Source organism: Novosphingobium sp. FG90, from assembly GCF_057808725.1.
Genome location: NZ_JBMDIO010000008.1, coordinates 37,186 through 56,689, shown reverse-complemented (window position 1 = coordinate 56,689; position 19,504 = coordinate 37,186). Strand labels below are relative to the sequence as shown.

Sequence of the window (19,504 nt, the reverse complement as noted above, 5' to 3'; positions counted from 1 at the left end):
CTCTCGGGAGCTACGTCCATGCTATTCACCATCGCCGCCATCCTCATCGTGCTCTGGCTGCTTGGCTTCGTCGTGTTCCATGTTTCCAGCGCGCTGATCCACGTGCTGCTGGTTATCGCGATCGTCGTCGGCCTCGTTCAGCTGTTCCGCGGCCGCAGGGTATAGAAAAGCGCGAGCGCCCCGTCAGTGACCCACTGGCGGAGGCGCATTGCGGTAATACTCCGGCGGGTTGAGACGGCGGAACAGCCGCCCGCCTTCCGAATAGAGCACCAGCACCAGCGCGATGAGCCCGCAGATCACCATGGCCGCCATGATCGGCCGCGCGGTGCCGTCGTAGGCCTGCCCGATCAGCGACCCCAGCGTCGCCCCCAGCACCATCCGCACGAAAGCCATGACCGATGCCGCCGCCCCCGCGATCCGCGCGAAAGGCTGCAGCGAGATCGCCTGGAAGTTCGAACCGATGAAGCTGAGCATGCACATCGACAGCGTCATCAGCGGCAGGAAGGTCCACAGCCCCTCGCCCCGCATCGCGAGTACGAGGTGGATACCGCCCAGCAGGATATAGCCCAGCAGCGCCGCATGCGAAACGCGCCGCGCGCCGAACCGCTCGACGATGCGGGCATTGGCGAAGTTGGTGCAGGCCATGACCAGCGCCATGCAGCCGAAGATCACCGGGAACATCGTCCCCGCCCCGAAGTGCTCGCCCACCAGCTGCTGCGCGCTGTTGATATAGCCGAACAGCGCCCCCTGCACGAAGGCCGCGCCGAGGAAGTAGCCGAGCGAGGCCCGCTCCTTCAGCGCCAGCCCCATGTTCCCCGCGATCACGCCCAGCCGCACCGGCTGGCGGAAATCGGGATGCAGCGTCTCGGGCAGGCGAAGCCAGGCCCAGGCGAAGACGCAGGCGGCAAGGCCGCCCATGATCCCGAAGATCCAGCGCCACCCCGCGAACAGCAGCACCGTCTGGCCCAGCATCGGCGCGATCATCGGCACGACCATGAAAGTCATCGCGATCAGCGACTGGCTGCGCGCCATGCGGTCGCCCTCGAACCGGTCGCGCAGGATCGTCATAGGCATGACGATCATCGCCGAGGTCACGAATCCCATCACCCCGCGCGCGATCAGCAGCAGCTCGAAACTGGCCGAAACCGCACAGACCATGGAGAGCAGCACGTAAGTCGTGATCGCCGCCAGCACGACGGGACGACGCCCGAAACGGTCCGCCAGCGCCCCCGGGAACAGCGAGCCAAACCCCGAGCAGATCAGGAACACGCCCACGATCAGCTGCCGCTGGTTGGGGTCGGACAAGTGCAGGTCGGTGCTGATCGCGCCCAGCGCGGGCAGCATGACATCGATCGCCAGCGCCTGCAGGGCCTGGAACGAAGCCATCATGACGACGAATTCGAGCTCACCCATCGGGAACTTGTCGGAGCGTGGTGCGGGGGAGGTCATGCGCTGGCGCATGCCGCACTTGGCATTGGATGGCCAGTGAAATCCGGCTCCGGATGGCGCATTCGGCCCGAACGGCGCTATATGATGTGCACATGTTTTCGCAGGACGATCATCGCCCCGGATCGGGAGAGGACGAGGCCGACGGCCTGCGCAAGATCATCCACGTCGACATGGACGCCTTCTACGCCAGCGTCGAACAGCGCGACGATCCCTCGATACGCGGCCTGCCGGTGGCGGTCGGCGGCTCGTCCGGGCGCGGCGTGGTGGCGGCGGCGAGCTATGAGGCGCGCAAGTTCGGCGTCCGCTCGGCGATGCCTTCCTCCCGCGCGGTGCGACTGTGCCCGGACCTGATCTTCCGCAAGCCGCGCTTCGAGGTCTACCGCGAGGTCAGCCAGCAGATCCGCGCGATCTTCCTCGACTATACCCCCCATGTCGAACCGTTATCGCTCGATGAGGCCTATCTCGACGTCACCGCCGACCTCAAGGGCATCGGCTCGGCCACCCGCATCGCGCAGGAAATCCGCCGCCGGATCAAGGCCGACACGCAACTGACCGCCAGCGCCGGGGTGTCCTACAACAAGTTCCTCGCCAAGCTCGCCAGCGACCAGAACAAGCCCGACGGCCTGTGCGTCATCCGCCCCGGCGAGGGCGCGCAATTCGTGGCCGGGCTCCCGGTGCGGCGCTTCCATGGCGTCGGCCCGCGCGGGGCGGAGAAGATGGCGCGCCTCGGCATCGAGACCGGTGCCGACCTCGCCGCCAAGGACCTAGCATTCCTGCGCGCCAACTTCGGCAGCTTCGCCGAATACCTGTTCCGCGCCGCGCGGGGCGTGGACTTGCGCCAGGTCCGCGCCGACCGCCCGCGCAAGTCGGTCGGCGGCGAGCGCACCTTCTTCGAGAACATCGAGGACCCGGTGGCCCTGCGCGAGACCATGGACCACATCGTCGACGTGGTGTGGGAACGCATCGAACGGTCCGGCGCGCGCGGCCGGACGGTGACGATGAAGCTGCGCTACGCCGATTTCCAGACCCTCACCCGCGCACGGTCGCTCCATCATTTCGTCACCGACAAGGCGGAATTCTCGGCGATCGGCCATGCGCTGCTGGAGGACCACTTGCCCCTGCCCCAGCCGATCCGCCTGATGGGCCTGACGCTCTCAGCGCTGGAGCAGCGAGAGGAGAATGCGCGGCCCGCGAATGACGGGCAGTTGTCACTGTTATGAAGAATCCTCCCTGTTGCGAAGCAATGGGGAGGGGGACCGCTCGCGTAGCGAGTGGTGGAGGGGGAGAAACCCCTCCGTCAGCCCTGCGGGCTGCCCCCTCCCCATCGCTGCGCGACAGGGAGGATAAACGGCCCCAAAAATGGAAGGGCGGCCCCTGAGGACCGCCCTTGACCGGGGACACAGCCTCTAAACCCGCGCAAGCCTCACAAGTTCCCGCCAAAAACTGACGGCCGGAGCCGGCTCTCTGGTTGGCGGAACGAGCCGTACTCCGGCCGGGCGACCCGAGGGCCGCCAAAGGCTCAATCGTTCGGGATCACCCAGCGGATGGTCCCGTCATACGTCCCGGCGACTTTGCCGCCGGTGGCATCGCTCGCGGCATCGAAGCGCGCGCGCCGCGTCACGTTGCGGCAGGTCGCGGCGTCCAGCCCCGCAAAGCCGCTCGACTGCGTGACCGTGCAGCCCGACACCCGGCCATCCGCGTCGATGGCGAGGCGGAAGCGCACCGTCCCGGCGTTGCCCGCGCGAATGTCGGCGGTCGGGTAGTCCGCAGTGGTGACCCAGCCCGCGACGTTGCCGCGCGGCCGGGCGACCTTGGACGTGAAACGCGCTGCCGGTTCGCTCGGCACGGTCGAGGGCAGCACGAAGTCACTGCTGAACTCGGTGGCGCCGCTGACCGGTATCGGATCGACGGTAACGCCGGTGATCGCGGCCTTTGGCGTGATCTCCATGCGCGGTACGGGCGCGGCGATCGGCGTGTCGCGCACCAGCTTCTGGTCCGGCTCTGCGGTCGGAGGCGGCGGCAAGTCGGGGGTGACGGGCTTGGTGGGAAAGAACTCGCTGGCAAGGCGCGGAGGCTCCTTCTTTTCGAAGAAGGTCACCGCGAAACCGTTGATCAGCGCCAGTGCCAGACCGCCTTGGATCAGGACGACGACACCGCCAGTCAGGGCCTTGCGTGTACTTCCGGAATTCCCGTCGACATAAGACATGGGCTTCTCCTCAACAGCGGCCCGCATCCTGCCGTTCACCGCAGGTACGGCACCGGTCATCTGGAAGATACCACAGCCACTATTCTTGGAAATTACTTTTTACTAACCATGCCAAGTATTTAATGGTGCGCCCACATGATCACCATGGTTAGGTCGTGCCGTGCCGCAACATGGCGCAAAATCAACGCGCTCCCGCAAGGGCCTTTTGACGGCGCCGCTGCACCGAACTGCCCAGCCCGATCGCCTCGCGATACTTGGCGACGGTGCGCCGGGCGAGTTCGAAACCCTTGCCCTTGAGCAGTTCCACCAGCGCATCGTCGGACAGGATCGCCTTGGGGTCCTCGGCGTCGATGAGCTGGCGAATCGCGGCCTTCACCGCTTCGGCCGAAGCACCGCCCTCGCCGTCCGCCGAGGCAACGCCGGAGCTGAAGAAATACTTCAGCTCGTAAGTGCCGCGCGGACAGTTGAGGAACTTGTTCGAGGTGACGCGGCTGACGGTCGATTCGTGCATCGAAATCGCCTCCGCCACCGCACGCAGGGTCAGCGGCCTGAGGTGCGAGACGCCATTGCGGAAGAAGCCTTCCTGCTGCTTCACCAGTTCGGCCGCGACCTTGAGTATGGTCTTCTGCCGCTGGTCGAGCGCCTTGATCAGCCAGTTCGCATCCGCCAGCTTGTCCGACAGCCACGCGCGCGAGGCCTTGTCGTCGCACTCGCCCTTCAACTCCACGTAGTAGCCGCGATTGACGATCAGGCGCGGCAGCGTCGCCTGATTGATCGCCACGTCCCAGCCGCCCGGCTTGCCATCGACTTCGGGGCGCGGCGTCACGAGGATGTCGGGAGTCACCGCGCCGCTCGGCTCGCCGCCGAAGCGCAGGCCGGGCTTGGGGTCATAGCCGCGCAGTTCAGCCAGCATGTCGGCGAAATCCTCGTCGTCCACCCCGCAGATGCGCTTGAGCCGGGGCAGTTCGCCCTTGGCGAGCAGATCGAGGTTGTCGATCATCTTGGCCATCAGCGGATCGTAGCGATCCGCCTCGCGCGCCTGCAGGGCGATACACTCCGACAGCGAACGCGCACCGACGCCGGTCGGATCGAGCGACTGGACCAGCGCCAGCCCCTCCTCCATCTCGGCAGGCTCCACGCCGAGATCTCCCGCGAGTTCGGACAGGCTGACCGGCAGATAACCCGCCTCGTCGAGCTGGCCGATGATGTAGCGTGCGACGCCCTCGGTGAAGGCATCCCGCGCCGCCGCGCCGACCTGGGCCTCGAGGTGTTCGGACAAGGTGCCGCCGTGCGCGGCGCGATCGTCGATGCCGGGACCGTCCTCGCCGCCGCCGAGCCGTAAATCGGCGCCCCAGGCGGCTTCGTCGCGCATGGCCCCGTCGCCGGTGTCGCGATCACGGTCAAGGGCGGCGGAATCGATATCGAGCGGGCGGTCGTCGGCCCCGCGCCCCTCGCCGATCAGCCGATCGACGCCGGAGGTTTCCAGTGTGGTGACACGCGCGTCGGGCGCGGCCTCCACCGTCTCGACAGCAGGCGGCGAAGCCACCGAATCGGGCGAACCGGCGTCGAGCAGCGGATTGGCGTCGAGCGCCTCGCCAATGAAGGTTTCAATCTCGAGGTTGGACAGCGCCAGCAGCTTGATCGCCTGCTGAAGCTGCGGCGTCATCACCAGCGACTGGCTCTGCCTGAGATCCAGGCGTGGCCCCAGAGCCATGGATCAGAGGCCCGGGAAGAACCGCGTCACAACGTGAAGCCTTCGCCCAGATAGAGCCGCCGCACGTTCTCGTCCGCCACCAGCGCCTCGGGGCTGCCGGCGAAGAGCACCTGACCGCCATAGATGATGCAGGCGCGGTCGACGATGTCGAGCGTCTCGCGCACGTTGTGGTCGGTGATCAGCACGCCGATGCCGCGCGTCTTGAGATCGCGCACGAGGTCGCGAATGTCCGAGATCGACAGCGGATCGATGCCCGCGAACGGCTCGTCCAGCAGCATGATCGAGGGCTTGGCGGCCAGCGCGCGGGCAATCTCGCAGCGGCGGCGTTCACCGCCCGAGAGCGCCATCGCCGGGCTGGAGCGCAGCCGCGTCAGGCCGAATTCCTCGAGCAGACGGTCGAGTTCCGCCTGGCGCACGTCGCGATCGGGCTCGTTCAGTTCGAGCACCGCGCCGATGTTCTGCTCCACCGTCATGCCGCGAAAGATCGAGGTTTCCTGCGGCAGATAGCCAAGGCCGAGGATCGCGCGGCGGTACATCGGCAGGCGCGTCACGTCGACGCCGTCCATCAGGATGCGCCCGGAGTCCGGCCGGACCAGCCCCATGATCGAGTAGAAGCACGTCGTCTTGCCCGCGCCGTTCGGCCCGAGCAGGCCCAGCACTTCGCCCTTCGCGACCGAAAGCGAAATGTCGGTGAGCACCGCGCGCTTGTCGTAGCTCTTGGCGATCGAGATGACCTCAAGCCCGCCACGCTCCGCCAGAATTGCGGAGTCGGTGGCTGCTGGCCCGTGATCCTGCTGAATTTCTGCCGTCATCGCCGGGCACTTACCGCAGTGAGGCACGCCCCCGCAAGACGGCATTTCCGCTTAGATGATGCACTTGGCAGGTTTCGTGCATGACTCGGGGGAATTCCCATAGGAGAGCCCTTCGCAATTGCGGAAAATGGAACTGAACTTGTCATGAACCGCTTTCAGTGATGTACTCATTACCAAGAGGACGAGGAGAATCGCCCTTATGGACAGGATGACGGACCATGCAGCGCACCAACCGGTGCGAGGTTCCAGTTCCCACCCCGAGGTGTCGCACTCGGGGTCATACGGCGCACCCATGACGGATTCGCCGCACACCCACCCTCATGCGGGTCCGGCGCCGAACGACTGGCGCCGCAAGATGAGCGACCACATCGCTTACGCATTGCTCGCGTATACCGCGCTGCAGATCTTCGTGACGATCGGCGCACTCAAGGCGCACGGCGGCTCGCTGCTGCCGTACTTCGCGCTGGTGATCCTCGTCGTCGCGATCATCCCCGCCTGCCGCCGCTTCGAATCGCGCTGGAACCGCCTGACCGACGAACAGGCACACGACCCCGCGCTCGCGCCTTACTACCGGCGCGACCGGCTGGCGCTGTGGCTGCTGGCGATCGGCCTGCCGTTTGCCCTCACCGCCCTGTTCAAGGGACTGGCGCTGCTCTTCGCCTGAAACCGGTATCCACTCCTTCCTTTCTTTCGTCACCCTGAACTTGTTTCAGGGTCCATCGCGCCGCACGCTCGGTGCTCTGCCGCTACGAACCGAGAGGGCCGATGGCGACATCAGCCCTCCGGTAAAGCTGCCCGATGGATCCTGAAACAAGTTCAGGATGACGGGGCGCGGAACCGAAACGTCATATGAGACGCCCCTGCAAAGACGAGCGCGCGGATAACTCCCGTTTGCCCTTCGCCCCCACGGCGACTAGGGCAAGGCCGCAATATCGGCTTTTTATCGGGAGTTTCACAGGTCATGCTCAGTCCGGATCAGGCAAGGGACCGCGCGCTTGACCTCGTGGAGCGCGCGCGCCGCGCCGGGGCCGAGACCGCCGATGCGGTCTATGGCGCCAGCTCCTCCGAAGGCATCCAGGTCCGCCTCGGCAAGCTGGAGGACGTCGAGCGCTCCGAAAGCGAGCACATCGCGCTGCGTGTCTTCGTGGGCAAGCGCTCGGCCAGCATCGGCTCGTCCGACCTCTCCCCCGCAGCCCTCGACGAACTGGCCGCCCGCGCCATCGACATGGCCCGCGCCGCGCCCGAGGACGCCTATGCCGGCCTAGCCCCCGATGAACTGCTGACGCGCGGCCCCTGGCCCGAGCTCGACCTGATCGACGCGCACGAACCCAGCCCCGAGGCCCTGCGCGAAGCCGCGCTGGAAGCCGAGGACGCCGCGCGCGCCGTCACCGGCACCACCAATTCCGACGGCGGCACCGCCAGCTTCGGCCACGGCGTCTTCGCGCTCACCACCAGCCACGGCTTTTCCGGCGCCTACGGCTCGACCAGCCATTCGCTGAGCGCCTCGGTGGTCGGCGGCGAGGGTTCGGACAAGCAGCGCGACAACGCCTGGCGCAGCACGCACCATCATGCCGACCTGCCCTCCCCCGCCGAGATCGGCCGCCTTGCCGGGGAACGCACCGTCGCCAAGCTCGGCTCGGGCAAGCTCAAGAGCGGCGCCATGCCGGTGATCTTCGATCCGCGCGTGTCCAGTTCGCTGGTCGGCCACCTGCTCGGCGCGATCACCGGCAGCGCCATCGCGCGGCGTTCCAGCTTCCTTCTCGAAAAGCTGGGTGAGCAGATCTTCGCTCCCGGCATCCTCATCGTCGACGAACCGCACACCCCGCGCGGCCTGCGCTCGCGCCCCTTCGACGGCGAGGGTCTGGCCACTTCGGCGCGCGACATTATCGAGGACGGACGGCTGACCGGCTGGCTGCTCGATTCGGCCTCGGCGCGCCAGCTGAACCTCGCGCCGACCGGCCATGCCGCGCGCAACGGCGGCGGCGCGCCGGGCGTGTCGACCGGCAACGTCCACCTCGCGGCGGGGACTTTGTCTCCGGCCGAACTGATGGCCGACGTGAGGGACGGCGTCTACGTGACCGAGCTGATCGGTCAGGGTGTCAACGGGGTGACGGGCGACTACAGCCGCGGCGCGGCGGGCTTCCGCATCGTCGATGGCGAACTGGCCGGGCCGGTGGCGGAGTTCACCGTCGCGGGCAACCTCCTACGCATGTTCGCGCAGCTGACGGCGGCGAACGACCTCGAATGGCACCGCGCGATCAACGTGCCGACCTTGCGCGTGGACGGGATGACCGTGGCGGGGGATTGATTCCCTCGCCGCGCGCATCAACGCCTCAAACAAACCCCGTCATCCCAGCGAAAGCTGGGACCGCTGGCCGTGAAAAGCCCAACTCTCGTTCGGATGCCCTGACGATAGTTGGCCGTAACGGGCCAGCGGTCCCAGCCTTCGCAGGGATGACGGGCTTATAGACGAAATGCCGCGCTGCAGAGCGCTTGATCGCTACTTGCACCAACAATGTCTGAAAAAGCAAACTGGAGCGGGCGAAGGGATTCGAACCCTCGACCCCAACCTTGGCAAGGTTGTGCTCTACCACTGAGCTACGCCCGCTCTGGCGTTTGGCGGACAGTGCGATGAAGACCGCTTCCGTCCGGGTGGAGGGGCCACTAGCAGCGGTTCGCGACCTCTGCAAGAGCCTCCCGTCACAAATTTTACCGAAGCTTGCGAAGGCCCAGCGCAAGGCTCACCACGCCAAGCATCACGAGGATCGCGAAGGTGTCCGCGACGAGGTCCATGACCTCCGCATCGCGATGGAGTGCGGGAATCATCTGCACCAGTTCGATTCCGGCGCCGAGCAGCACCAGCCCGACCGCGATCACGGCCTTGGGCACGCGCGGGTAGCCCAGCACACCCAGCACTGCGAGAGTCGAAAAGGCCATCATGTGCTGGAACTTGTCGCTCGGCTCGCCGGGAAACTGCGGGGGATGCGGCAGCACGGCCATCGTGACGGCGAAGACGAGCGCCAGCCAGAACAGGATTCGAAACAGGTTCAGCATGATGCCACTATCGTGATGCGCCGCAGCAAATTCAAACTGAACTTGCCCGGCCCCGCACCCGCATGATGCGGTCGGTCCCCGAAAGGAGGTATTCTCACGCTATGGGAAGACTGGAGCGGGCGAAGGGATTCGAACCCTCGACCCCAACCTTGGCAAGGTTGTGCTCTACCACTGAGCTACGCCCGCTCTGGCGTTTCGGATGGCCTGCTGGAAAGCGGCCCGTCCGTTGTGGAGGCGGCCCACTAGCAGCGGTTCGGAGGGTCGGCAAGCACAAAAAGCAAAGTTTTTGCGACAGCCTCGGAAACGGGCCGAATTGGCGCATTCTCCCTTCACAAACGCGCGCGAAAGGCCAATCTAGGTATCTGATTTTTCGCAAGCGGAGCACGAATCTTGGCCAGCATGGGTCTCAACCTCGACGAACAGAAGGCCGTGGACCGGTTCCGCAAGGCGGTCGCCGAACCTTCGATGACCCAGCTGGTGATCCTCGACTTCTGGGCGGAATGGTGCGGCCCCTGCAAGGCGCTGACCCCGGTGCTGGAAAAGGTCGCCGCCGAATACGCCGACAAGGGCGTGATCCTTGCCAAGGTCAACGTGGACGAGGAGCAGTTCATCGCCGCGCAGTTCCGCGTGCAGTCGATCCCGACCGTCTACGCGATCTTCCAGGGCCAGCCGGTGGCCGACCTCACCAGCGCGCGCACCGAATCGCAGCTGAAGGGCATGCTCGATCAGTTGCTCGCCAAGCTGCCGGTGCAGCCGGGCGGCGCCGAACCCGCGCCCGACCTCGCCCCGCTTATCGCCATGGGCGAGGAAGCGCTGGCAGAGGGTGACGGCGAACGCGCCGCCAGCATCTTCATGCAGATCCTCGAAATGGCGCCCGATAATGGCGAAGTGCTGGGCGGCCTCGTCCGCGCCTTCGTCGCTGCGGGCCGTATCGAGGAAGGCGAGCAGGTGCTCGATTCGCTGGGCGAGCCGCTCTCCACCGACCCGCACGTCGAGCGCGCCCGCGGCGTGCTGGCGCTCGCCAAGGACAAGCCCGAAGACAGCGAACTCGCCGCCCTGCGCGCCGCCGCCGCCGAGCGTCCAGCCGACATGGAAGCCCAGTTCGCCTTCGCGGGCGCGGCCTTCGCCGCCTGTGAACGCGACGGTGCCGCCGAAACCCTGCTGCGCATGATCGCCGCCGACCGCGAGTGGAACGAGGGCGCGGCCAAGGCCAAGCTGCTGCAGATCTTCGAGGCGATCGGGCTGGAAGATCCCTGGGTTTCGGCGACCCGCCGCAAGCTCTCGACGATCCTGTTCGGCTGACGCGGTTGGCGCGGATCACCATCTTCCCGCTGACCGGCGCGGTGCTCTACCCGGGGCTGCAACTGCCGCTCCACATCTTCGAGCCGCGCTACCGCGCGATGGTGAGCGACGCCCTCGCCCGCGACCGGCGGATCGGCATGATCCAGCCGCAAAAGCAGGTGGAGGGCGCCCCGCTCTTCGCGGTCGGTTGCGTGGGCCGCATCGGCGACGTGGAGGCGCTGGAAGACGGCCGCTTCAACATCATCCTCGACGGCGAACAGCGCTTCCGCATCCTGCGCGAACTCGACGTGACCACGCCTTTCCGTCAGGTCGAGGCGGAACTGCTGGAGGAGCCGGAGGAAGTGCTCGCGCCCATCGAGCGCGCCAGCTTCGAGCGCGAGGCAAAGCGCTTCGCGCAGGCGCAGGGCTACGTGGTCGACTGGGACCAGGTCGGACGGCTCGATGACATGTCGCTGATCAACGGCGTCTCGCAGATCGCGCCGTTCGATCCCGCCGCCAAGCAGGCTCTGCTGGAGGCTGCAGGGCTCTCCGCGCGGTGTGAACTGCTGGTGCAGTTGATGCAGTTCTTCGGCCGGGCCGGTGACGGTGACGAGGACGGTGCGACGTTGCAGTAGCTTCCACCTCGTCATTGCGAGCGAAGCTAAGCAACCCAGGGCAGTACTACGCCGCCCTGGGTTGCTTCGCTTCGCTCGCAATGACGAAAAAACGCATCAAACCGCGTCGAACACATACCCCAGCGAGCGCACCGTGCGCAGCGGATTGCCCGCGCCCACGCCTTTGAGCGCCCGGCGCAGACGACCGATCCACACGTCCACCGTGCGTTCGTCCACCGGCGGCTCCTGCTTGCCGAGCGCCGAGATCAGCTGCGTCCGGCTGAACACGCGGCCGGGGTGCTCGATGAAATAACGCAGCAGGCGCAGTTCGTTGGGCATGAGCGAGATCGGCTTGCCCTGAAAGCGCGCCTGGAACGCGGCGACGTCCACCATCAGTTCGCCCTGCGTGACGACGCGGATGCCCGCGCTGTCCTGCTCGCCAAGGTTGGCGCCGAGCACCCGGTCCAGCAGGGCATTGCGCGTCAGCGGGCCGACCATGTAGTCGTCCGCACCCATGCGCAGCGCGCGCTTGCGGTCTTCCTGGTTGTCCTCCTCCAGCACCATGGTCACGTGGGCATGGGCGGTCAGGCTGTCCGCGCGCAGGCGGCGGCACAATTCGAGGCCGGACATCTCGGGCAGCACCCAGTCTATGAAGACCCACAAGGCCCCCTCGATCAGCGGAAGCTCGGCGAAGTCGGTCCAGCGGTGCAGCACGACATCGAACTGGTCATGCCGAAACGGGGCGAGCCCACCCGAAAGTTCGCTCGCCAGCAAAATGTCGATCCGCCGCATTGCCCCGTTGTCCGCCTTTTCGAGATAGTCTGCCCCAGAGTACGCGCGGCTTTTGCCTCCCGAGTGTGACGACCCGGTGACATATCGGTGACATGGCGGTGAATTCGCGAAGACCGCCCCGAAGATGGAAACAATCGGGAAATATCGCTTATCAACAAGCCGCTTGGCACTTGTCATCGAATTGACCTGCAACCGTCACGCCGACGCAACGGCTCGCTGTCATAGGCCGCGCAATCGCAGGGAATTTGGGGACGAACGACCATGCGCGAGCAGATCGAAGACTTCATCGGACGTGGCAACAATAGCGGGATTCCCGCCTGGCTCGACCTTCCCGACCCCAAGGGCTTCCGCCCCAAACGCAAATACCGCACGATCTGGATCTCGGACATCCACCTCGGCACGCGCGGCTGCAACGCGAACATGCTGGTCGACTTCCTGCGCGCGCACGAATGCGAGACGCTCTATCTCGTCGGCGACATCGTCGACGGCTGGCGGCTGCGCAAGGGCTGGTACTGGCCCGACGCGCACAACGAAGTCGTCCGCCGCATCCTCAAGATGGCGCATCGCGGCACCCGCGTGATCTTCATCGCCGGCAACCACGACGAGATGCTGCGTGACTATGCGGGCCTCAGCTTCGGCGGGGTCGAGCTGGCGCTGGAGCACGTGCACACCACCGTCGACGGCCGCCGCCTGCTGGTGACGCACGGCGACGCCTTCGACGGCGTCGTGCTCTACCACAAGTGGCTCGCGTTCCTGGGCGACCAGGCCTACTCGATGCTGCTGCGCGCCAACATCGTGTTCAACGCGGTGCGCCGCCGCCTGCACATGCCGTACTGGTCGCTCTCGGCCTACATGAAGAAGAAGGTCAAGAACGCCGTCCAGTTCATCGGCAGCTACGAGGAAGCCGTCGCCACCGAAGCCACCTCGCGCGGGTTCGACGGGGTCGTGTGCGGCCACATCCACTGCGCCGAGATCCGCGAATTCGGCGGCATCACCTATTACAACGATGGCGACTGGGTCGAAAGCTGCACCGCGCTGGCGGAGGACTTCACTGGCCACATGGCGCTGATCGACTGGGTCAAGGAAACCGGCGGCCACACGATCGCCGAAACGGCCGCCGAGGAGCACGCCGCAGACAAGGAAGCCGCCCCGGAGGCCGTATCGTGAAGCTGGCCCTGGCAACCGACGCCTGGTTGCCGCAGGTCAACGGCGTCGTCCGCTCCCTCACCTCGACCGTCGAACACCTCACCGCCCGTGGGCACGAGGTCGAGACGATCACCCCCGACCGCTTCCTGACGATGCCGATGCCGGGCTATGCCTCGATCCGGCTGGCGATGGCGCCACGCTTCGGCGTGCGCCGAATGCTCGACAAGGCCGCGCCCGAGATCGTCCACATCGCCACCGAAGGCCCGATCGGCTGGGCGGCGCGCGGCTGGTGCCTCGCGCGCGGCGTGCCCTTCACTTCGGCCTTCCACACCCGCTTCCCGGAATACTGTGCGGTACGCACCGGGCTTTCGGCCGAGTATTTCTGGCCGATCCTGCAGCGCTTCCACGCGCAGAGCCAGGCGGTCATGGTCTCCACCCGCAGCCTTGCCGCCGAACTCGAAGGGCGCGGCATCGGCCCCACCCGCGCGTGGAGCCGGGGCATCGACCATGCGCTGTTCCGTCCCGACGGCCCGCGCCTTGCAGAGATGAGCGCGCTTCCCGGCCCGGTCCTGCTCAACGTCGGCCGCGTCGCGCCGGAGAAGAACCTTGAGGCGTTCCTCGACCTCGACGTGCCCGGCAGCAAGGTCGTCGTGGGTGACGGCCCGGCGCTCGACAATCTGCGCCGCCGCTATCCGCACGTCCTGTTCCTCGGCGCATTGTCGGGCGAGGCTCTGGCCTCCGCCTATCGCAGCGCCGACTGCTTCGTGTTCCCGAGCCTCACCGACACCTTCGGCCTCGTCGTCATCGAGGCGCTGGCCTGCGGCACTCCGGTGGCCGCCTTCCCGGTCACCGGCCCGATCGACATTCTCGGCCCCGACGGACGGGGCGTGGACCACCGCGTCGGCTGGGCGGCAGGCGCGATCGACACTGCACTCGCCCGCGCCGTCGAAGGCGCGCTGACGGTGGAGCGGACCGACGCCGCAGCGCTGGGCTCGCTCTATTCGTGGGAACGCGCGACGGACCAGTTCCTCGCCGCGATCGAAGGCGCGCTGGAAAACGCCGAGCGCGGATTGAGGTCGGCGGCTTAGAGGAAGCCCAGGCTGCGCGAGATCGTGGCGGCCTCGTCCCGCACCAGTCGGGCGAGGTCTTCCAGACGCCCCGCCGCACGCGCGCTGGGCGCGGCGATCACCAGAGCCCCGACCACACCGCCCGCCGCATCGCGCACCACCGCCGCCGTACCGGTGACTCCCTCGGCGGCCTGATCCACGGTCTGCGCATAGCCCTCCGCGCGGGCCTGCTCCACCGCCTGCCCAAGCACGGCGGGATCGATCTCGGTTCCGGGGGCCAGCCGCGCCGGTGTCACGCGCTTCAGGTATGCGTCGACCGCAGTGGGTGAACAGGTGGACAGCAGCGCCCGTCCCGCCGCCGTCGCATAGAACGGCCGCCGGTCACCGATCGACACCGAATAGCGCACCACGTTGCTGCTCTCGACCATATCGACGTAAGTGATCATCCCGTGGTCCTGATCACCGACTGCCAGCAACACCGTCTCCCCGCTGCGCGCCGCCAGCCGCCGCAGCCCCTCGCGCACGAGATCGGAGCTCTGCAGCCGTCGCCGCGCCTCGGTCAGCGCGCTGCCGAGGCCGAAAGCCCCCGGCCCGAGCCGCCACGCGCCTTCCGTCGCCACCACGAAATCCTCGTCCGCCAGCCCGCGCAGCAGCGCCGCGAGGCTGCTCTTGGGGGTGCTCAGGCGGCGGCTGAGGTCGGCCAGCGACACGGGCTCGCTGCTGACGCAGAGCGCTTCGAGCAGGCGGATGACCCGGGTGACCGACTGCGGCGAACCGCCCCGGCGCTCGCCGTCCTTCTCCGCATCCTCGATCACGCACGCCCTCACTGGAAATGCGGGAGAACCTCCCGCGCGAAGAGCCCGGCATAAGCGAGGAAGCGCTCCGCCGGAAGGCCGGGCGGCATCATCATCGTGAATTGCTCGACCGGGGCCTGTTCGCGCAAGGACCGGAAGTGCGCCACCGCCTCGGACGGCGTCAGGATCTGCAGGATGCCGCTGGCCTTGAAGGCGTCGAGGCTCATCGGCTGGATGACAGGACCGTCGAGGCCGATGGCCTTATCCTCGTTCATCCAGGCGCCGTAGCTGTTGTTGACGTGGTGGAAATGGGGCGCCAGTTCCTCCAGCGCGGCCGCCTTGTCCTCGGCGACGACCAGCATCAGGCCCTGTATCCAGATGCGTGCATCGGCCGGGTCCTTGCCGGCGGCCTGCAGCTTCTCGCGGTAGAGCGGCCAGATTTCCGGGTTGCCGAAGTAGCCGTCGCCGTGCCGCGCCACGCGCTCCATCGCCTTGGGCGCGAAGCCGCCGATGTAGAGCGGGATATGGCCCCGGCTGGAGAGCGGCCCGGCCTTTGCGCCGTGAAGAGTGAAGAAGCGGCCCTCGAAGTCCACCGTCTCGCCCGCCCAGAGACGCCGCACGACCTGCAGGAACTCGTCGAAGCGGGCGCCGCGTTTGGTGAAATCGAGCCCGTGCGCCGCATATTCGCGCGCGCGGTAGCCGATCGCGAGGCCCAGTTGCAGCCGTCCGCCGGATAGACTGTCCAGCACCGCACAGTCCTGCGCGAACCGCAGCGGCTCGTAGAGAGGGCCAAGTGCGATACCGGTGCCGAGCCGCATCCGCTGCGTGCGTGCCGCCATCGCCGCCAGCGCCACCAGCGGCGAGGACATGTAGCCATCCTCGGCAAGATGGTGCTCGGGCACGAAGGCGCCGTCGAAGCCCAGTGCTTCGGTTTCGGCGACCACGTCGAGGATTTCGGCGTAGAGTACCTCGGGCGGGCGGTGCCACGGCGCCGGGTTGCGGAAATCGTAGAGGTAGCTGAATTTCAGCCCACCGGTCATGCAGCCTTCTCCCGCCTTTGTGGTGTGGCCGGAGATTAGAGGGAGCCACCCAGGCGGCAAGGCGCGGGGGCGATGAGTGTTATCCTCCCTGTTGCGAAGCAATGGGGAGGTGGCAGCCCGCAGGGCTGACGGAGGGGTTTCTCCCCCTCCACCACTCGCTACGCGAGCGGTCCCCCTCCCCATTGCTTCGCAACAGGGAGGATAAGTGCGCTTTACTTCACGCCGTTGCGGCTGCGCGCTGCGCCGACGAGGCTGTCGAGCGCCCGTGCCCGCATGTCCAGTTCGCGCGCTTCGGATGCCGTCAGGCCATCGCGGGAATAGCGCTCGGCCAGCGCGTTGGTCTGGCGGGCCTCCTTGCGGAATGCCTTCGCCTGCGGCTTGGAAAGCTGCCCGGCATCGCGCCCCTTCTCGATGTTACGCCAGGTTTCGCGCAGGTCCGGGCCATAAGTGCCGGTCACGATGGACGCTGCGTCCACCCGCGCCCCGGCGGGCTCGTCGGCGACGATCTGCGCCATGGCGGTCGCAGGCATCAGGGCAATAAAGGCGAGCGGCAGATAGCGTAGTGTCATCGGCGATCTCCACGCAGGAACCACCGAAGTGTCCGGGCGAGGCCTGAACGCCCGATGAACCGCGCCCTCAGGTCTTGTGCGGTCCCAGCAGGATCACCGCCGCTCCCGCAAGGCAGAGCAGCGCGCCGCCCATGTCCCAGCGGTCGGGCCGCACGCCCTCGACCAGCCACAGCCACAGAAGCGCCGAGGTGATGTAGATGCCGCCATAGGCCGCATAGGCCCGGCCCGCCTGCGAGGTGTCCACCAGTGTCAGCAGCCAGGCGAAGACCACCAGCGAGACACAGCCGGGCACCAGCCACCAGACGGGCTTTCCCATCCGCAGCCAGCCCCAGAACGCGAAGCAGCCGCCGATCTCGGCCAGTGCGGCGAGGAGGTAGACGCCGAGGAGATAGATGGGGGCGGTCTGGATCACGCCCCCGCTCATGCAGAAAGCAGCGTCGCCTTGACGCCGTCGATCACATACTGCGCCGCCAGCGCCGCCAGCAGCACGCCGAGCAGGCGGGTGATCACCGCCTCGACCTTGTCGCCCAATACCTTCATCAGTGGCCCGGCGGCGGCGAGCGCGGCGAAGGCGAGCAGCATCACTGCCAGCATGGCGCCCAGGATCGTCAGCGTCTGCTCGCTGCCGTGCGCGCGGCTGGTCAGCAGCATCATCGTCGCGATCGAGCCCGGCCCCGCCAGCATCGGCATCGCCATCGGGAAAACGGAGACGTCTTCCACCTCCGGAGTCGCCTTGATCTTCTCGGCCCGCTCCTCGCGGCGCTGGGTGCGCTTTTCGAAGACCATGTCGATGGCGATCATGAACAGCATGATGCCGCCCGCGATGCGGAAGGCGTCGAGTTCGATGTGCAGCGCGTTCAGCAGCGTCTTGCCGAACAGCGCGAAGACCACGAGGATGATCGCCGCGATGACGCAGGCGCGGGTCGCCATGGAGATCGCCTGCGCGCGGCTCGCCCCGGCGGAGAGCCCGGCGTAGATGGGCGCGCAGCCCGGCGGGTCGATGACGACGAAGAGCGTGACGAAGGCGCTGAGGAAAAGCTCGTACATCCGCCCTACCCTAACCTTGCGGCGTCACCTTGTCCTGCACGATCGGCTCGAATTGCGTACCATTCCACAGATCCACGCTGACCCATCGCGTGTCGTCCCCGCTCAGCACCGTAACGTGCCAGCGCAAGGTGCCGTCGAGCGAGTTGCCGCCGGTGAAGGTGCGCGCGTCCGCAGGCGGCGTGCCCGGCGGCGGCGCGTCGGGGCGGCGGCCGCATTTGGCGACGCGGGCGGTGAGCATGTCGGGCTCCGGCAAGGCGCTCGGCAGGGTGTCGCCGTGGTCGAGTACCCAGCGGTACTCGCCCTTCTTCTGGCGCTGCCAGATCGTCGTGTACCAGCCGACCGAGCCGTCAGGGCGCTGCCAGGCGCCCTTGGTGACGCCCAGCGTGCCGTCGCAGCTCATCCAGACCTGATGCGGCTCCCACTGCAGGGGAGCAGCAGGATCGGCCTGCTTCTTCAGCCAGTCCTGCGCCTGCACTTCCTGCGGCACGAACATGATGGCGGTATCGTCGGCGAATTCTCGGAACGCCTTCCACTGGCCCTTCTCGCGCGCGAGCCGGGCGAAGGCGATCTCCTCGGCGACGAGGACGCTGGGGTTGGCCGTTCCCGCACCCGGCGGAAGCTGGCGTCTGGGCCGCGCATCGGTCTGGGCGGAGGCCGCGAAAACGGCCGCCAGCGCCAGACCGAACGCGAGCTTTCTCAAAGGGCCGCCTCGTCGAAGGCGAGCCCGGCATTGCGGTGCGCGGCGACCACGGTGTTGCGCAGCAGGACGGCGATGGTCATCGGCCCCACGCCGCCCGGAACCGGCGTGATCGCACCCGCGACTTCGGCCGCAGAGGCGAAATCGACGTCGCCGACGAGCTTCGTCTTGCCTTCCTCGGCACCGGGAACGCGGTTAATGCCCACGTCGATCACGGTCGCGCCGGGCTTGAGCCAGTCGCCCTTGACCATCTCGGGACGGCCGACCGCCGCCACCACGATGTCGGCGCGGCGCACCACCTCGGGCAGATCCTTGGTGCGGCTGTGCGCGACAGTGACGGTGCAGCTTTCCGCGATCAGCAGCTGCGCCATCGGCTTGCCGACGATGTTGGAGCGCCCGATCACCACCGCATCCAGACCTGAGAGAGAGCCCAGCCGGTCCTTCAGCAGCATCACGCAGCCCAGCGGCGTGCAGGGTACGAAGCCCGGCAGGCCGGTCGCCAGACGGCCGACGTTGACGACATGGAAGCCGTCTACGTCCTTGTCCGGGTTGATCGTGGCGATCACCTTCTGCTCGTTCATGTGCGCGGGTAGCGGCAGCTGGACGAGGATGCCGTCCACCGCCGGGTCATTGTTGAGCTGCTCGACCACGGCCAGCAGATCCGCTTCGGACGTGTCTGCGGGCAGCTTGTGCTCGAAGCTGTTCATGCCCGCCGCAAGCGTCTGCTTGCCCTTGTTGCGCACGTAGACCTGGCTGGCGGGATCCTCGCCCACCAGCACCACGGCGAGGCCCGCCTTGCGGCCGGTCTTCGCCTCGAAGCCCACCGCAGCGGTGCCGACGCGGGCGCGCAGGCCTTCGGCAAAGGCCTTTCCGTCGATGATCTGGCTCATCAGTAGCCCGCCATGGCGAGGTTGCCGAAGATGATCTGCAGGATCTTGAGGCCGATGATCAGCACCATCGGCGAAAAGTCGATCGCGCCGGTGTTGGGCATGAACTTGCGGATCGGCCGCAGCATCGGTTCGAGGATCGCGTTGAGCGCGGTATAGACTGCCGACACGAACTGGTTGTGCATGTTGACCACGTTGAACGCGATCAGCAGGCCAAGCACGAACTGCACGATCACCACGAAGACGATGATGTCGATCAGGTAGCTGACGATCTGGAAAATGGTGAGGAACAGCAAGGCCGGCTCCTAGAATGACGTTCGGGACCGCGAGTGTTC

The 19,504-nt window shown here is 67.0% G+C and carries 22 protein-coding genes and 2 tRNA genes; 8 read left to right on the top strand and 16 right to left on the bottom strand.

What is annotated here, in order from left to right; translation table 11 throughout:
• The first annotated feature begins 18 nt into the window (after positions 1-18).
• Positions 19-165 carry a lmo0937 family membrane protein gene (locus tag ACODRZ_RS09635; RefSeq protein WP_008829807.1) on the top strand — a complete coding sequence of 49 codons (147 nt, stop codon included), beginning with the start codon at positions 19-21 and terminating at the stop codon, positions 163-165.
• Positions 166-183: 18 nt separating this feature from the next.
• Here ACODRZ_RS09635 and ACODRZ_RS09630 read toward each other — a convergent pair whose 3' ends face one another.
• Positions 184-1,449: a multidrug effflux MFS transporter gene (locus ACODRZ_RS09630; RefSeq protein ID WP_488968846.1), complete on the bottom strand. Its 1,266-nt coding sequence runs from the start codon at positions 1,447-1,449 to the stop codon at positions 184-186.
• 92 nt (positions 1,450-1,541) lie between these two features.
• On the opposite strand from ACODRZ_RS09630, the gene dinB reads away from it, so the two are divergent.
• Complete coding sequence (gene dinB, locus ACODRZ_RS09625; RefSeq protein ID WP_488968845.1) at positions 1,542-2,669, top strand: DNA polymerase IV; 1,128 nt, start codon at positions 1,542-1,544, stop codon at positions 2,667-2,669.
• Between the two features lie 299 nt (positions 2,670-2,968).
• Here the strand turns inward: dinB and ACODRZ_RS09620 are convergent, their stop codons facing one another.
• The 3 genes from ACODRZ_RS09620 to lptB form a co-directional block, all read right to left on the bottom strand.
• Positions 2,969-3,655, bottom strand: coding sequence for an energy transducer TonB (locus ACODRZ_RS09620; protein ID WP_488968844.1), 687 nt, complete (start codon positions 3,653-3,655; stop codon positions 2,969-2,971).
• 181 nt (positions 3,656-3,836) lie between these two features.
• On the bottom strand, positions 3,837-5,369 hold the full coding sequence (rpoN, locus tag ACODRZ_RS09615) for an RNA polymerase factor sigma-54 (RefSeq protein ID WP_488968843.1): 1,533 nt from the start codon (positions 5,367-5,369) through the stop codon (positions 3,837-3,839).
• A gap of 26 nt (positions 5,370-5,395) precedes the next feature.
• Complete coding sequence (lptB, locus tag ACODRZ_RS09610; RefSeq protein WP_488968842.1) at positions 5,396-6,181, bottom strand: LPS export ABC transporter ATP-binding protein; 786 nt, start codon at positions 6,179-6,181, stop codon at positions 5,396-5,398.
• Between the two features lie 292 nt (positions 6,182-6,473).
• Between lptB and ACODRZ_RS09605 the strand changes: the two genes are divergently transcribed.
• A complete protein-coding gene (locus tag ACODRZ_RS09605) occupies positions 6,474-6,845 on the top strand; it encodes a hypothetical protein (RefSeq protein ID WP_488986195.1) in 372 nt (123 codons plus the stop codon).
• Positions 6,846-7,142: 297 nt separating this feature from the next.
• Positions 7,143-8,489, top strand: coding sequence for a TldD/PmbA family protein (locus ACODRZ_RS09600; protein WP_488968840.1), 1,347 nt, complete (start codon positions 7,143-7,145; stop codon positions 8,487-8,489).
• 225 nt (positions 8,490-8,714) lie between these two features.
• Here ACODRZ_RS09600 and ACODRZ_RS09595 read toward each other — a convergent pair.
• From ACODRZ_RS09595 to ACODRZ_RS09585, 3 genes are all read right to left on the bottom strand, one after another.
• A tRNA-Gly gene (locus ACODRZ_RS09595) sits at positions 8,715-8,789 on the bottom strand.
• Between the two features lie 101 nt (positions 8,790-8,890).
• On the bottom strand, positions 8,891-9,235 hold the full coding sequence (locus ACODRZ_RS09590; RefSeq protein WP_488968839.1) for a VanZ family protein: 345 nt from the start codon (positions 9,233-9,235) through the stop codon (positions 8,891-8,893).
• Positions 9,236-9,346: 111 nt separating this feature from the next.
• A tRNA-Gly gene (locus tag ACODRZ_RS09585) sits at positions 9,347-9,421 on the bottom strand.
• A gap of 213 nt (positions 9,422-9,634) precedes the next feature.
• Between ACODRZ_RS09585 and ACODRZ_RS09580 the strand changes: the two genes are divergently transcribed.
• Entirely contained in the window at positions 9,635-10,537 is a 903-nt protein-coding gene (locus ACODRZ_RS09580; RefSeq protein WP_488969141.1) for a tetratricopeptide repeat protein, read from the top strand.
• A 5-nt stretch (positions 10,538-10,542) separates the two neighbouring features.
• Entirely contained in the window at positions 10,543-11,151 is a 609-nt protein-coding gene (locus tag ACODRZ_RS09575) for an LON peptidase substrate-binding domain-containing protein (RefSeq protein WP_488968838.1), read from the top strand.
• A 96-nt stretch (positions 11,152-11,247) separates the two neighbouring features.
• Here the strand turns inward: ACODRZ_RS09575 and ACODRZ_RS09570 are convergent, their stop codons facing one another.
• Positions 11,248-11,922: a response regulator transcription factor gene (locus ACODRZ_RS09570; RefSeq protein WP_488968837.1), complete on the bottom strand. Its 675-nt coding sequence runs from the start codon at positions 11,920-11,922 to the stop codon at positions 11,248-11,250.
• Positions 11,923-12,183: 261 nt separating this feature from the next.
• On the opposite strand from ACODRZ_RS09570, the gene ACODRZ_RS09565 reads away from it, so the two are divergent.
• Both ACODRZ_RS09565 and ACODRZ_RS09560 read left to right on the top strand, forming a co-directional pair.
• On the top strand, positions 12,184-13,089 hold the full coding sequence (locus ACODRZ_RS09565; protein WP_488968836.1) for a UDP-2,3-diacylglucosamine diphosphatase: 906 nt from the start codon (positions 12,184-12,186) through the stop codon (positions 13,087-13,089).
• Positions 13,086-14,156 (top strand): glycosyltransferase family 4 protein, encoded by a 1,071-nt coding sequence (locus ACODRZ_RS09560; protein WP_488968835.1) that lies wholly within the window; start codon positions 13,086-13,088, stop codon positions 14,154-14,156. The genes ACODRZ_RS09565 and ACODRZ_RS09560 overlap by 4 nt, the downstream gene beginning before the upstream one ends.
• Here ACODRZ_RS09560 and ACODRZ_RS09555 read toward each other — a convergent pair.
• From ACODRZ_RS09555 to ACODRZ_RS09520, 8 genes are all read right to left on the bottom strand, one after another.
• Entirely contained in the window at positions 14,153-14,950 is a 798-nt protein-coding gene (locus tag ACODRZ_RS09555) for an IclR family transcriptional regulator (RefSeq protein ID WP_488968834.1), read from the bottom strand. The genes ACODRZ_RS09560 and ACODRZ_RS09555 overlap by 4 nt on opposite strands.
• An 8-nt stretch (positions 14,951-14,958) precedes the next feature.
• Positions 14,959-15,969, bottom strand: a complete 1,011-nt coding sequence (locus ACODRZ_RS09550) for an LLM class flavin-dependent oxidoreductase (RefSeq protein ID WP_488968833.1) — start codon at positions 15,967-15,969, stop codon at positions 14,959-14,961.
• 212 nt (positions 15,970-16,181) lie between these two features.
• Entirely contained in the window at positions 16,182-16,538 is a 357-nt protein-coding gene (locus ACODRZ_RS09545) for a hypothetical protein (RefSeq protein ID WP_488972851.1), read from the bottom strand.
• Between the two features lie 67 nt (positions 16,539-16,605).
• Entirely contained in the window at positions 16,606-16,962 is a 357-nt protein-coding gene (locus ACODRZ_RS09540) for a YnfA family protein (RefSeq protein WP_488972852.1), read from the bottom strand.
• On the bottom strand, positions 16,959-17,585 hold the full coding sequence (locus ACODRZ_RS09535; protein WP_488972853.1) for a MarC family protein: 627 nt from the start codon (positions 17,583-17,585) through the stop codon (positions 16,959-16,961). Before ACODRZ_RS09535 ends, ACODRZ_RS09540 begins: the two co-directional genes overlap by 4 nt.
• A 10-nt stretch (positions 17,586-17,595) precedes the next feature.
• Entirely contained in the window at positions 17,596-18,285 is a 690-nt protein-coding gene (locus tag ACODRZ_RS09530; RefSeq protein WP_488972854.1) for a Cif family virulence factor, read from the bottom strand.
• Positions 18,282-19,172, bottom strand: coding sequence for a bifunctional methylenetetrahydrofolate dehydrogenase/methenyltetrahydrofolate cyclohydrolase FolD (gene folD, locus ACODRZ_RS09525; RefSeq protein WP_488972855.1), 891 nt, complete (start codon positions 19,170-19,172; stop codon positions 18,282-18,284). The genes ACODRZ_RS09530 and folD overlap by 4 nt, the downstream gene beginning before the upstream one ends.
• The gene (locus ACODRZ_RS09520; protein ID WP_488972856.1) at positions 19,172-19,465 is read right to left on the bottom strand and encodes a YggT family protein; all 294 of its coding nucleotides are present in this window, start codon (positions 19,463-19,465) and stop codon (positions 19,172-19,174) included. Before ACODRZ_RS09520 ends, folD begins: the two co-directional genes overlap by 1 nt.
• Between the last annotated feature and the right edge of the window lie 39 nt (positions 19,466-19,504).

Bases quoted from the DNA above. Each gene is read 5' to 3' on its own strand.
- ACODRZ_RS09635 (WP_008829807.1), top strand. From the start codon at position 19: ATGCTATTCACCATCGCCGCCATCCTCATCGTGCTCTGGCTGCTTGGC.
- ACODRZ_RS09630 (WP_488968846.1), bottom strand. From the start codon at position 1,449: ATGACCTCCCCCGCACCACGCTCCGACAAGTTCCCGATGGGTGAGCTC.
- dinB (WP_488968845.1), top strand. From the start codon at position 1,542: ATGTTTTCGCAGGACGATCATCGCCCCGGATCGGGAGAGGACGAGGCC.
- ACODRZ_RS09620 (WP_488968844.1), bottom strand. From the start codon at position 3,655: ATGTCTTATGTCGACGGGAATTCCGGAAGTACACGCAAGGCCCTGACT.
- rpoN (WP_488968843.1), bottom strand. From the start codon at position 5,369: ATGGCTCTGGGGCCACGCCTGGATCTCAGGCAGAGCCAGTCGCTGGTG.
- lptB (WP_488968842.1), bottom strand. From the start codon at position 6,181: ATGACGGCAGAAATTCAGCAGGATCACGGGCCAGCAGCCACCGACTCC.
- ACODRZ_RS09605 (WP_488986195.1), top strand. From the start codon at position 6,474: ATGACGGATTCGCCGCACACCCACCCTCATGCGGGTCCGGCGCCGAAC.
- ACODRZ_RS09600 (WP_488968840.1), top strand. From the start codon at position 7,143: ATGCTCAGTCCGGATCAGGCAAGGGACCGCGCGCTTGACCTCGTGGAG.
- ACODRZ_RS09590 (WP_488968839.1), bottom strand. From the start codon at position 9,235: ATGCTGAACCTGTTTCGAATCCTGTTCTGGCTGGCGCTCGTCTTCGCC.
- ACODRZ_RS09580 (WP_488969141.1), top strand. From the start codon at position 9,635: ATGGGTCTCAACCTCGACGAACAGAAGGCCGTGGACCGGTTCCGCAAG.
- ACODRZ_RS09570 (WP_488968837.1), bottom strand. From the start codon at position 11,922: ATGCGGCGGATCGACATTTTGCTGGCGAGCGAACTTTCGGGTGGGCTC.
- ACODRZ_RS09565 (WP_488968836.1), top strand. From the start codon at position 12,184: ATGCGCGAGCAGATCGAAGACTTCATCGGACGTGGCAACAATAGCGGG.
- ACODRZ_RS09550 (WP_488968833.1), bottom strand. From the start codon at position 15,969: ATGACCGGTGGGCTGAAATTCAGCTACCTCTACGATTTCCGCAACCCG.
- ACODRZ_RS09545 (WP_488972851.1), bottom strand. From the start codon at position 16,538: ATGACACTACGCTATCTGCCGCTCGCCTTTATTGCCCTGATGCCTGCG.
- ACODRZ_RS09540 (WP_488972852.1), bottom strand. From the start codon at position 16,962: ATGAGCGGGGGCGTGATCCAGACCGCCCCCATCTATCTCCTCGGCGTC.
- ACODRZ_RS09535 (WP_488972853.1), bottom strand. From the start codon at position 17,585: ATGTACGAGCTTTTCCTCAGCGCCTTCGTCACGCTCTTCGTCGTCATC.
- folD (WP_488972855.1), bottom strand. From the start codon at position 19,172: ATGAGCCAGATCATCGACGGAAAGGCCTTTGCCGAAGGCCTGCGCGCC.